Genomic DNA, 11,783 nt, shown 5'->3' with positions numbered 1-11,783 from the left:
GTGAGGTGAGTCTGTGATGAATCGAATGCTTGGAATCATTCTGCTGGTGACGGGCTTTATTTTTGTCGTACCGAACTTTGACTGGTGGGGGGTACGGACGCTCAGCCAGTCGTTTGGGGCATTCTGGCCCCTGTATCTGATCGTCTGGGCGCTGTCCAGCGTGGCCGGCAGTTTTCGCCGCCGCCGTCGGGCGGGGTGGATTCCGCTGGCGGTGATCGTGCTGGGCTCGATGCTGGTGCTCGACCGCCTGCAGGTGATGGATTTTACATCGTGGGTGCTGCCCGGACTGCTGATCCTGTTTGGTGTGATGCTGCTGTTTGGACGCCGTCCGAAAGGCAGCGTCAGGATCATCCGCAGGGGGCAGACCGAGTCCTACGGGGGCGAGGTGACGGAAGGGCTGGACGGCGAGATTTCCGAGATTCGCGGCAAGATGGGTGAAGTCTACATCGGGGGTCCGGACTGGGAGCTGAAAGATTCGGTGATCGAGCAAAAAATCGGCTCGGTCCGCGTCGACCTCACCGAGACGGTCATTCCGCTCGGGGAGACGGTGCTGGAAGTGGAATGCAAGATGGGCGACGTCTATGTGCTGGTGCCGGAAGGAATGGCCGTGTCGGTGCAGGCGATCTGCCGCGTCGGCTCGATCAGCCTGTTCCAGCAGATGAACAACGGCGGCGGCAAGCTCCATTTCCAAAGCCCCGGCTACGAAGAAGCGGAGCGCAAAGTTCGCATTCGCGCCGAAGTGAAGATTGGTGATCTCAATGTCAAACGAGCGTGAGTTGAGATTCCGCAGCGTCCGCTGGTCGATGCTGCTCGCCTATGTGCGGGCATCGGCGGCGGCTCTTGCTGTTTTCTCCGGGCTGGTCATGCTCGGCGCGATGCTGTGGGAACTGTTCGCAGACCGGCCGCTGCTGCCCGACGCGATCTGGACGGGCGGCCTGTTCACGGTGGTCGTCATCGCCGCCCTGCTTTCGATCGTGCTGATCGGCGGCGTGACCGGATACGTAGAAGCGCGCTCGTTCCGGCGCAAGATGATCATCTTTCACGAAGCGATCCTGCTCTGGGCGAACGGTCGGCTCGGGCATCGCGTCGCCGTGCAGGAAGCGGACGATGAGATGGAGGATCTGGCAGGGGCGCTGAACCGGATGGCGGAGCGCTTGGAAGAGCAAAAAAGCGCCTTGGAGCGCCTCGTCGAAACCAACGAGCAGCTCTACCAGCAGGCGGCCGGACTGGCGGCGCTGGAAGAGCGGGCGCGCCTGTCGCGGGATCTGCACGATTCGGTGTCGCAGCAGCTGTTCGCGCTGGGTATGACGGCGGGGGCGGCCAACAAGCTGCTGGCGCTGGACGTGGAGCGGGCCCGCCCGCTGGTGGCGCAGACCGAAGAGATGGCCGCCAAGGCGCAGGCGGAGATGCGCGCCTTGCTGCTGCAGCTGCGCCCGGTCGAGCTGGAAGGCCGGTCGCTGCGGGAGGCGCTGGAGCGCTTTTTGCATGACGTCTGCCCGCGGCACGGGATTCGCTACGATCTCGACGTGGAGCAGGAGTCGAGGCTGCCCGAAGGCTTGGAATCGCAACTGTTCCGCGTCGTGCAGGAGGCGGTGTCGAACGTGATCCGCCATGCCGCAGCGAACACGCTGCAGGTGCGGTTGGTGCGGGAAGACGATGTGGTTGCGCTGACCGTGCGCGATGACGGGGCGGGGTTTGACACACGGGCGGCAAAAGACGGTTCGTTCGGGCTGCACGGCATCCGCGAGCGGGCGCTGGAGATCGGCGGGCGCTGCGAAGTGCGCTCGTCGCCAGGTCTCGGGACGGAAGTGCGGGTCAGCGTGCAGCTCTTGAATCGATAGGAGGGATCGAACGGTGGGAACTCACATCCGCCTGGTATTGGTTGATGACCACGACATGGTGCGGCAGGGCATTCGGACCTACCTGCTGACCGAAGCGGATATCGAAGTGGTCGGCGAAGGCAGTTCCGGCAGTGAGGCAGCCGCGCTGGTGCAGGAGCTGGAGCCGGATCTGGTGCTGATGGACCTCGTGATGCCCGGCATGGACGGCGTCGCGGCGACCCGCGACGTGCTGCGCGTGCGCCCGGAGACGAAAGTGCTGGTGTTGACGTCCTTTGTGGAGGATGACAAAGTCCTGCCCGCTCTGGAAGCGGGCGCGTCCGGGTATCTGCTGAAGACGGTGCTCGGCGACGAACTGGTGCAGGGGATTCGCAAAGTCTGCGCCGGCGAGACGGTGCTCGAACCGGCCGTCGCCGCGAAGATGCTGGCCGCGCTGCAGAAGCCGAAAGGGCAGGAGAGCGCGAAGCTCGACGCGCTGACCGAGCGCGAGCAGGATGTGCTGCGCCTGCTCGCACAGGGGTTGACCAATCAGGCGATCGGCGAAACGCTGTACATCGGGATCAAGACGGTGAAGACGCATGTCAGCAACATCCTCGCCAAACTCGGCGTGGAAGACCGCACGCAGGCGGCGATCTACGCCCTGAAAAACGGGTTGCTGGAAGCGGAAGCGAAAAAAGAGTAAGATGGACGGAAGGGATGGGCAGAAGGAGGCGGGGCAGATGAACGCGAGAGGAATATTGCTCGTCGCACACGGCAGCATCCTGCCGGGCGCAGAAGGAGATGTGGAGCAGTTGGCCGCATTTTTGAAAAAAGCGACCGGGGTGCTCTCTGTGGAAATCGGCTACCTTGACTACACCACGCCGTCCATCCAAGACGCGGTCAAGGTCTGTCTAGCCCGGGGGTTGACAGACCTTTTGGTTGTGCCGTATTTTCTAACTGATGGATATTTATGCAAAAAAGCGCTTCGCCAGGTGCGGGAAGCGCTGCGGGGAACTCAGGTTGACGTGCAGGAAGCAAAACCGCTCGGCGGCGCGCCGGAGCTGGTCGATGCCATGCTCGACGCTGCCGCCAGAGCGGAGCGCAGGCTGCGCTAGTGGCAGTCTTCGCATTGGCCGAAGATCTCAAAGCGGTGCGACTCGATCTGGAAGCCGCGCGGCGCTGTGATGCCGAGCAGATCCATCGGGCAGCCTTCGACGAGCTCCGTCTTGCCGCAGACCGTGCAGATGTAATGGTGGTGGTGATGGTCGTGCGTGCCGCAGGTGATGCGGTATTTGCTGCCGCCATCGCCAAACGTCGACTCTTCGATGATGCCTTCTTCTTGCAAGAGCCGGAGGTTGCGGTATACCGTATCGAAAGAGAGGCGCGGGAATACTTCCTGCATCCGCTCCAAAAGTTCTTTGGCCGAGATGTAGCGGTCTTCTCCCAGCAGGATGTCAACGATCATCTGGCGTTTGCCGGTCAGCTTGAAGCCTTGCTCTTTCAAACGCTCCAAAAATTTCTCTTTGGCAGCCTGCTGACTGTGGTCGTGGCGATGATCGTGAGCCTGCGGATGGTCTTTTTCCGACATGGCAGAGACACTCCTTTCCCAACATCACTCTATTATAGCACAACAGAAAGGGTGTTAGATTCCGGTGGAACAACAGCTGCGTGCGGCCGGTGCCGCACCGGGCAAGCTACGACTGCTCGGGAGCTATTATTTCTTCTTTTTTATCGCGTTTGGCGCACTTTACACCATGCTGCCGCTCTTCTTGGAAGGCAAGGGGCTGAGCAAGCAGCAGGCGTCTTCGATCATGGCGGTCGGGCCGGTCGTCACCGTGCTCTTCCAGCCGATCTGGGGGATGATCTGCGACCGCTACAACGCCCAGCGCAAAGTCTTGGTCGGCACGCTGCTCGCCGCTGCGACGATCGGTCTGATCTACTCGTTTGGTGACACCTATCTGCTCTATCTGATCCTGTTTGCCGGGATGGCGCTGTTTCATTCGTCCGGCGTTCCGGTCCTCGACTCGATCTCGCTGTCCTACACGCAAAAACACGGCGGCGACTACGGCTCGCTGCGGCTGTGGGGCGCGATCGGCTTCGCGGTGGCGTCATGGGGGGCCGGCGTGATCGCCGAGGCGACCGATCTGTCGGCGATTTTTTATATTTATGCATCTGCGATGATTATCTGTGTGTTGATGACGCGGGGGCTGCCGCAGGAGAAGACGCCGCTTACGGGCAGCATGCTGCATGGCGTGAAGCGGCTGTTTTTCATCCCGCGCTATCTGCTCCTGATGCTGTCGACATTCCTCGTGTTTGGCGTGATCCAAGCGAACAACGCGCTGTACGGGTTCTTCTATATGGCGATCGGCGGAACGATCGCCGGGGTCGGCCTGTCCTTCCTGATCGCAGCCGGCTCGGAAGCGCCGGTGATGCGCTTCGCCGGGAAGCTGATCCGGCGCTACGGCATGATCCCGGTGCTGATCCTCGCCGCCACCGTGTCGTCGATGCGCTGGATCTTTTACGGCACGGAACCGTCGGCGGTGCTGGTGATGTGGCTGTTGTTCATGCAGGGCATCTCGGTCGGGCTCTACCTGCCCGCCGCAGCCCAACTGGTGCGCGAAGTGTCGCCGCCGGAGATGCAAGTCACGGCGCTCGGCATCTACTCGGCGGTCGGACATGGCCTCGGCGCGATGACCTGGACGATGGTCGGCGGTGTGCTGGCCGACCGCTATGACATCTTCACCACCTACTGGCTGCTCGGAGTCGTCTCCTGGATCGGCGTCGGGGTGCTGGTCGTCTTATATGTAGTCAACAAAAGGCATCGGAGCTGATCCGATGCCTTTCGTTTGTTCGTTTAGTCGAATGATTTGGGCAGTTGAATGGTAAAGGTCGTGCCGGCGCCAGGTTCGCTTTGGACGCGAAGCGAGCCGCCGTGTGATTCGATGATTTTTTTGCAGACGGGGAGGCCGAGGCCGGTGCCCATCGCTTTGGTGGTGAAAAAGGGCTCGAAGATGCGGGCCAACTGCTCCGGCGCGATGCCGACGCCGTTGTCGGTGACTGTGACGAGGTAGTCGTTCGGCTCGGCGGCTTGCAGACGCAGCTCGATCAGCCCTTCGCCGTCTTCCAGCGCATCAAAGGCGTTGCGCACGAGGTTGATCAGCACCTGTTTCAGCTCGCGGGCGATGCCGTGGATGCGGCAATCTGCTGCGAGTTCCAGCGACAGGTTGACCCCGCGGTAGTTCGCTTCGCCTTCCAAGAGCAGGAAGGTGTCGTTGACGAGCTCGGTCAGATGGATCGGCTCCCACTCTGGCTGCGGTGTGCGCGCCATGCTCAAGTATTCGCTCAGGATCGTGTTCATCCGGTCGATCTCCGTCGTCATCACATCGAGGTACTTGCGGTGCGTGTCGCCGTTGATCTGCGAGGAGAGCAGCTGCAGGAAGCCGCGCACCGACGTCATCGGGTTGCGCACTTCATGGGCGATCGTCGCCGCCATCTGCACATAGTTGGTATGCTGGGCGACGCGCTGCGAGAGGTCTTCCCATTCGCGGTACAAAGTCTTGTCTTTGATCAGGATCATGCAGCCGTCCGCCGTCGACGAGTAGGCGTTTAAGATCGGGAAGAAGTCGCAGTCCAGATCGTATTCCCGGCCGTGGATCAGCGCCTGGATGTCCGAGCTGTGCATGCGCATACCGGTCGACAGCGCCTTGTGCAGCGGTTCGTAGAAGAGCCGTGCAGACTCCTCCAACTGCCAAGGCAGCGCCTCGAACAGCGCTTTGCCGAGCAGGTCGTGCTCCGTGCAGGAGAAGAGGCGGGAGACGGACGGGTTGATGTATTCGATCTGCTTCTGCTCGTTGATCAGGAGCACGCACATCGGGATCGCATTAAACAGGTAGTGGATCTTCTGCTCCTGCCGGTCGAGCGCGATCTCTTCCGACAGGTCGCGCACGTACAGGAAATAGCCCATCGCTTTGCCGTCATCGTCAGGGAGGCTGCGCATCGTCAACGTAAACGGGATCTCCTTGCCGGTGCTGTGTCGGATGACGCCAAGGCAGTTTTCGACCGGTTCTCCCCGCTCGAGCAGGTCGGACACGTAAGAGCCGTCTGAGAGCTGGTAGCAGCAGCGCCATTCCTCGGCCGACATGGCGTGCAGTTCCTCATGCGTGCGCCCGAGCAGGCGGCGGAGCGAGGGGTTGGCGTAGGTGATCTTCGCGTTTGTATCGAGAATCATGATCCCAAGCGGCAGGTGTTCCAGCACGTGGCGTTTCTGCAGCCGCGCGTAATCGACGAAGCGGATCGCCTTCTGGAACTCGGTGGGCAGTTTCTTGAGCAGGGTCAACTGCCGGTCGACATCGCTGGCCGACACGTAGCTCCAAGTCAGCCCCTTCAGCCACTGTGTCACGTTGGCCAGTTCGCGCATCAAAGTGCGCTCGCGGCGGTACTCGCTGACGGCGGCGGCGATCAGCACGAGCAGGGACAGGACGCTGATGATGATGCCGTATAGCCAGATCGTGCGCGTCTCGCCTTCCATCGAGGCGACCGTCTGGTTGACAGAGATCAAAGCGACTTTTTGCCCGTCTACTTCCAAGACGTTGATATAGTTATAGATCGGCTGAATGCGGGTCTCATTCTGTATCGAATAATAGCCGGGCTGGCCAGACTGATAGGCCTGGACCGCTTCTTTGGAGATCGAGATCTTATTCTGCAGGTTGCCCGACATCGCCGACCGCGGGGAGAAGGCGACGTTCCGCTGCTGGTCGGGGAGATAGACCGAAGCGCCGAGGATGCCGTCCTGTACGAGGATCTTCGCGTCGAGCAGCGGCTGCAGCAACGCTTCCAGCTTGGCGCTGTCCTTGGCGCGAAACGCCGCTTTCGCCTCTTCACTGTTGCGGATCTCGTTCTCCAGGATCTGCGCGATCAGCCCGAGTTTGTTGCGGTTCTCCTCATGAACGGAATCGATGGCAACCTGAACGAGAAACCAAGTGGTCAGCAGGATCACCATGGCGGGCAGCAGGTATTTCCAGATGTAAAGTACTTTACGGTTCATCAAGTTCCCTCATTTTATGTGTTGTTGTTCCAGCCGGATTTATTTGAAACAGTTTATGAGCTATGTATTAATTCTATTAGTCAAGAACGACTCATTATGAGTTCTTTGGTACAATTGCCAAATCCTCCATTTACGCCGAATTCAGTAGTTTCCAAGAGGAATTTCAGGCTGCTTTGCCGAATCAAATACCTGTTATGGAACATCTGTTCTCTTGAAGGGATGATGAAGTTTGTCGATCGAGATGCTTCTTGATGAGTGGAAGCGCACCCCCTCTTTTATTCAAAATGTCACCCATTGGCGCGTCTACCCGGGTCAGGAAGCGGTCTATGCCGATTTCCCGGCGGCGATGGATGTGCGAATCGGCGAGGGGCTGGTGAAAAAGGGCATCCGTCAGCTGTATTCGCACCAGGCGGAAGCTTTTACGCAGGTCAAGGCGGGCCGGAACATCGTGGTCGTCACCCCGACCGCTTCGGGCAAGACGCTGTGCTACAATCTCCCGGTGCTGGACCACCTGCTGCAGGACCCGGAGGCGCGGGCGCTGTACCTGTTTCCGACCAAGGCGCTGTCCCAGGATCAGATGAAAGAACTGCACGAAATGGTCGAACATCTCGAGCAGGAGATCAAAACGTTTACGTACGACGGCGACACCCCGGTCACGGCCCGGCAGGCGATCCGCCAGGCCGGTCACATCGTGGTGACCAATCCGGACATGCTGCACTCGGGGATCTTGCCGCACCATACAAAGTGGGTCAAGCTGTTTGAAAATCTCAAGTATGTCGTCATCGACGAGATTCATATGTACCGCGGCGTGTTCGGCTCGCACGTGGCCAACGTCATCCGCCGCTTGAAGCGGATCTGTAAATTCTACGGGTCGAACCCGCAGTTTATTTGCTGCTCGGCGACGATCGCCAACCCGCGGGAGCTCGCCGTCGAACTGTTCGGCGAAGAGTTTCAGCTGATCGATCAGTCCGGAGCGCCGCGCGGCGAGAAGCATTTCATCTTCTACAACCCGCCGGTCGTCAATCAGCAGCTCGGCATCCGCCGCAGCTCCCTGCTCGAAGCGCGCAAAGTCGCGGCGCAACTGCTCAAGCGCGAAGTGCAGACGATCGTCTTCACCAAAGCGCGGACGCAGGTCGAAGTGATGCTCACTTATTTGAAGGAAGCGACCGCCGGCGTCGTGCCGAGCAAGGCGGTGCGCGGCTATCGCGGCGGCTATCTGCCGAACGAGCGGCGCGAGATCGAGCGCGGGCTGAGAAACGGCGACGTGCGGGGCGTGGTGTCGACCAATGCGCTGGAGCTTGGCATCGACATCGGCTCCTTGGAAGCGTGCGTCATCACCGGCTACCCGGGCACGATCGCTTCGGTCTGGCAGCAGGCCGGCCGGGCGGGGCGCCGCCACGGCAAGTCGGTGACGGTGATGGTCGCCTCCTCCGCGCCGCTCGACCAGTATATCGTCCAGCACCCGGAATACTTTTTCGAAGGGTCGCCGGAACATGCCTGGGTGCATCCGGAGAATCTGATCATCCTCGTCGACCATTTGAAATGCGCGGCGTTTGAGCTGCCGTTTGAGCCGGACGAGCAGTTTGGCGTGGCGACGACGCCGGAGATTCTCGATTACCTGGTCGAAGAGCGCGTGCTGAACAAAGCGCAGGACGAGCGCTACTACTGGATGAACGACGCGATGCCAAGCCATGACATCTCCTTGCGCTCGGCGGCGCAGGAAAACGTGCTGATCATCGACATGACCGAGCAGAACCGCGTCATCGGCGAGACCGATCGGTTCTCCGCCTTGACCACGCTGCATGAAAAGGCGATCTACATTCATGAAGGCGTGCAGTTCCAAGTGGAAAAATTGGACTTGGAATACGGCAAGGCGTTTGTGCGCAAGGTCGACTCCGACTATTACACCGACGCGGAGCTGGCGGTGAACCTGCGGGTGCTCGACGAGTTTCGCGAGCAGCCGGAGGAGTCGGTGCGTCACGGCTACGGCGAAGTGATGGTCAATGCGATGCCGACGATCTACAAGAAGATCAAGTTCGACACGCATGAGAACCTCGGCTGGGGCAAGATCCACCTCCCGGAGGCGGAGCTGCACACGATGTCCTATTGGCTGGCCTTTGATGAACCGCTGACCCGAGACCTGTCGAAGGAAGAGATCGAAGGCGGTCTCGTCGGCACGGCCAACCTGTTAAAAGGGGTGGCGCCGCTCTACCTGATGTGTGCGCCGGGCGACCTGCATGTGCAGCCGCAGGTGCGGGCGATGCACACGAAAGCGCCGACCGTGTTCTTGTATGACTCCTATCCGGGCGGCATCGGGCTGTCCGACAAGTTTTATCAAGTGCGCCGCGACGTGATCACCACGGCGCTCGACATGCTGGAAGGCTGCTCCTGCGAGCACGGCTGCCCGTCCTGCGTCGGGCCAGTTGAGATCGTCGGCGACAAAGGCAAAGCGACGACGCGCCGTTTCCTGCAGGCGGTCAAATAAAAAAACTCTTCCTGTCACGGGGCGTGATGGGGAGAGTTTTTTTGTTACGCGAGATTGGCGTACACGATCAGCAACAGGCCGCTCAGATAGAAGGAGCCGACGATCGGGCAGCGGCCGTTACGGCTCTTGATCAGCGGCGACAACGACCGGATCGCGCCGCTGACGATCAGCAGCAGCCCGGCCATGAAGAAAAACAGCGCCTCCTGCACCGCCAGCGCTCCGTCGATCACCAAAAACCGATAGGCGATGGCGGCCAGCGCATTCCAGAACACGGTGTAGAGCAGCAGATACACCAGATAACTCCCCGATGATTGCGGCAAAACAACCCCTCCCCCTGCCTTATCTATATTCAAAAAGACGGGGAGATGGCACTTGTACACGTGTTCAGAATTTTTTCTCTTATGTATCTAGCAAAATGGAGGAATAAAAATAGTAGAGCCGGGCATACTCTATACCAACAGCAAAAATTGGTCTGGAGGGATCGAAGATGGCTCATGAAGAAGTGTTGAAATCGTTCTACGCAAGACTCAAAGGTGTGGCAAGCGACGGGGTGACTCGCATTGTGGATCTGGCGAAGGAATTCGGGATGAGCTACCGCGCGCTTCGGGATCTCTTTCATACATCCGGTCTGGAAATGCTCTGGATCGGCGGCAAAGCGTTTGTGTACCGGCATGAAGCGGTGCGAGTGTTGACGGCCTCCTGAGGAGGCCGTTTTTATTTGAACGAATCGTTGAACTTGCCCAAGAGCTGACCGAATTGTTCCCGCTCATCATCCGACCAGTCATGCAAACGAACGGAGATCCGCTCCATGCGCTCCTGCTTGGTGCGGGCGTATTCGGCTTCCCCCGACGCGGTCAGGCTGAAAGTGAAGGCGCGGCCGTCCAGCGGGTCAGGGGTGCGGGTGACGTAGCCTTTTTGTTCCAATGCGGTCGCTTGGCGGGAGGCGGTGGAGATGTCGAGGCGGAGGCCTTCGGCGAGTGTTTTGACCCCGACGGCTCCGTGGTCGGAGATGTAGTGCAGCAAGAGATAGGCAGATCGGTCGAGATTGCCGAATTTTTTCTTGTTGGTCGCGAGCGACGTGATGTTGCGCACGAGCTTTGCCAGTTCCAATTCTAGGATTTCCAGATATTGCTTGTTCATCTACACACCTCCTGTTGACATCTTATAGCATAGGGATGTATGATGCAAACAGACTATTTGTATTATACAACTAAATTTCAGGAGGGTAACATCATGGCACAGGACAGCCTGTTGAAACAGCCAAAAGCGGTGTGGGCGGTGTTTTTCGCCGGGATCATCGCGTTTATGGGGATTGGGCTGGTCGACCCGATTTTGCCCGCCATTGCGAGCAAGCTGCATGCTTCGCAAAGTCAAGTGACCTTATTGTTTACCAGTTATAATGCGGTGATGGCCGTCGCGATGCTGATCACCGGGGTGGTCTCGTCGCGATGGGGCATCAAAGGCACGCTGCTGGCAGGGGTGATCACCATCGCCCTGTTTTCGGCGCTCGGCGGCTTTTCCAATGACATCGGGACGCTGGTGGCGCTGCGCGGCGGCTGGGGTTTAGGCAACGCGCTGTTTGTGGCGACGGCGCTGACGGCGATCGTGACGCTGTCGAACAGCGGGACGGCGCAAGCGATCATTTTATATGAGGCGGCGATTGGGCTTGGCATCTCCGTCGGACCGCTGCTCGGCGGCTGGCTGGGCGCGATGTCGTGGCGCGGGCCGTTTCTGGGCGTGGCGGTGCTGATGGCGGCCGCGTTTGTGTTTTTGCTGGTGATGATGCCTAAACAGGCGGGCCAGGCGTCCCAAAAGAAGACTTCGCTGCTTGAACCGTTCCGGGCGATGAAGCATCGCTCGCTTTTTGTGTTTGGTCTGACCGCTTGTTTGTACAATTTCGGCTTCTTTACGCTGCTGGCCTACGCGCCGTTTGTGCTCGGGCTGGATGAGCATGGCCTGGGCTTCGTGTTCCTCGGTTGGGGCATCTTGCTGGCCGTCACTTCGGTGTTCATGGCGCCGAAGCTGCAGCGGCGCTTCGGCACGGTCAAGTCGATGGGCGCGATGCTGACGCTGTTTGCCCTCGTGCTCGTCGTGATGGGGATCTGGACGGACCTGCAATGGGTGACCATCGCCTGTGTGGTGTTTGCCGGGGCTTTGCTCGGCAACAACAACACCCTGATCACCACGGCGGTGATGAACGCCGCGCCGGTCGAGCGTTCCACCGCGTCGGCGGCGTACAGCTTCTTGCGTTTCATCGGCGGGGCGATCGCGCCGTTTTTGGCGGGCAAACTGGCCGAGTGGTACAATCCGCACGTGCCATTCCTCGTCGGCGGGGCGTTTGTGCTGGCTTCGGTCGTGTTTATCGCGTTGAACATCAAGCATGTTGAACATGTCGATCGGGTGGAAGCCGGGCATTAATCAGCAGCAAAGGCGGCTC

The 11,783-nt window shown here is 59.8% G+C and carries 12 protein-coding genes; 8 read left to right on the top strand and 4 right to left on the bottom strand.

Annotated features, from left to right (window positions below; translation table 11 throughout):
* Positions 1-16: 16 nt before the first annotated feature.
* From liaF to EV586_RS11385, 4 genes are read left to right on the top strand one after another with little or no spacing between them, the layout of a single operon-like run.
* Positions 17-775, top strand: a complete 759-nt coding sequence (liaF, locus tag EV586_RS11400) for a cell wall-active antibiotics response protein LiaF (RefSeq protein ID WP_132945213.1) — start codon at positions 17-19, stop codon at positions 773-775.
* On the top strand, positions 759-1,841 hold the full coding sequence (locus EV586_RS11395; protein WP_132945212.1) for a sensor histidine kinase: 1,083 nt from the start codon (positions 759-761) through the stop codon (positions 1,839-1,841). Before liaF ends, EV586_RS11395 begins: the two co-directional genes overlap by 17 nt.
* Positions 1,842-1,854: 13 nt before the next feature.
* A complete protein-coding gene (locus tag EV586_RS11390) occupies positions 1,855-2,520 on the top strand; it encodes a response regulator (RefSeq protein ID WP_279388289.1) in 666 nt (221 codons plus the stop codon).
* A gap of 37 nt (positions 2,521-2,557) precedes the next feature.
* Positions 2,558-2,932 (top strand): sirohydrochlorin chelatase, encoded by a 375-nt coding sequence (locus EV586_RS11385; protein WP_165898545.1) that lies wholly within the window; start codon positions 2,558-2,560, stop codon positions 2,930-2,932.
* Here the strand turns inward: EV586_RS11385 and EV586_RS11380 are convergent.
* A complete protein-coding gene (locus tag EV586_RS11380) occupies positions 2,929-3,405 on the bottom strand; it encodes a Fur family transcriptional regulator (protein WP_132945210.1) in 477 nt (158 codons plus the stop codon). The two genes, EV586_RS11385 and EV586_RS11380, sit on opposite strands and share 4 nt — an antisense overlap.
* A 64-nt stretch (positions 3,406-3,469) precedes the next feature.
* Between EV586_RS11380 and EV586_RS11375 the strand changes: the two genes are divergently transcribed.
* A complete protein-coding gene (locus tag EV586_RS11375) occupies positions 3,470-4,648 on the top strand; it encodes an MFS transporter (protein ID WP_165898544.1) in 1,179 nt (392 codons plus the stop codon).
* A gap of 23 nt (positions 4,649-4,671) precedes the next feature.
* On the opposite strand, the gene EV586_RS11370 is transcribed toward EV586_RS11375, so the two are convergent.
* Complete coding sequence (locus tag EV586_RS11370) at positions 4,672-6,861, bottom strand: ATP-binding protein (protein ID WP_132945208.1); 2,190 nt, start codon at positions 6,859-6,861, stop codon at positions 4,672-4,674.
* Positions 6,862-7,102: 241 nt separating this feature from the next.
* Between EV586_RS11370 and EV586_RS11365 the strand changes: the two genes are divergently transcribed.
* Positions 7,103-9,346, top strand: coding sequence for a DEAD/DEAH box helicase (locus EV586_RS11365; protein ID WP_132945300.1), 2,244 nt, complete (start codon positions 7,103-7,105; stop codon positions 9,344-9,346).
* 44 nt (positions 9,347-9,390) lie between these two features.
* Here EV586_RS11365 and EV586_RS11360 read toward each other — a convergent pair whose 3' ends face one another.
* On the bottom strand, positions 9,391-9,666 hold the full coding sequence (locus EV586_RS11360) for a hypothetical protein (RefSeq protein WP_132945207.1): 276 nt from the start codon (positions 9,664-9,666) through the stop codon (positions 9,391-9,393).
* A 167-nt stretch (positions 9,667-9,833) separates the two neighbouring features.
* On the opposite strand from EV586_RS11360, the gene EV586_RS11355 reads away from it, so the two are divergent.
* Positions 9,834-10,049 (top strand): hypothetical protein, encoded by a 216-nt coding sequence (locus tag EV586_RS11355; protein WP_132945206.1) that lies wholly within the window; start codon positions 9,834-9,836, stop codon positions 10,047-10,049.
* An 11-nt stretch (positions 10,050-10,060) separates the two neighbouring features.
* Here the strand turns inward: EV586_RS11355 and EV586_RS11350 are convergent, their stop codons facing one another.
* Positions 10,061-10,486, bottom strand: a complete 426-nt coding sequence (locus EV586_RS11350) for a MarR family winged helix-turn-helix transcriptional regulator (RefSeq protein ID WP_132945205.1) — start codon at positions 10,484-10,486, stop codon at positions 10,061-10,063.
* A 93-nt stretch (positions 10,487-10,579) separates the two neighbouring features.
* On the opposite strand from EV586_RS11350, the gene EV586_RS11345 reads away from it, so the two are divergent.
* Complete coding sequence (locus EV586_RS11345; protein ID WP_243653015.1) at positions 10,580-11,764, top strand: MFS transporter; 1,185 nt, start codon at positions 10,580-10,582, stop codon at positions 11,762-11,764.
* The last annotated feature ends 19 nt before the right edge of the window (positions 11,765-11,783 follow it).

The sequence above is a fragment of the Tumebacillus sp. BK434 genome, from assembly GCF_004340785.1.
Taxonomy (GTDB): Bacteria; Bacillota; Bacilli; order Tumebacillales; family Tumebacillaceae; genus Tumebacillus_A.
This window is presented reverse-complemented; position numbering and strand designations above follow the sequence as displayed.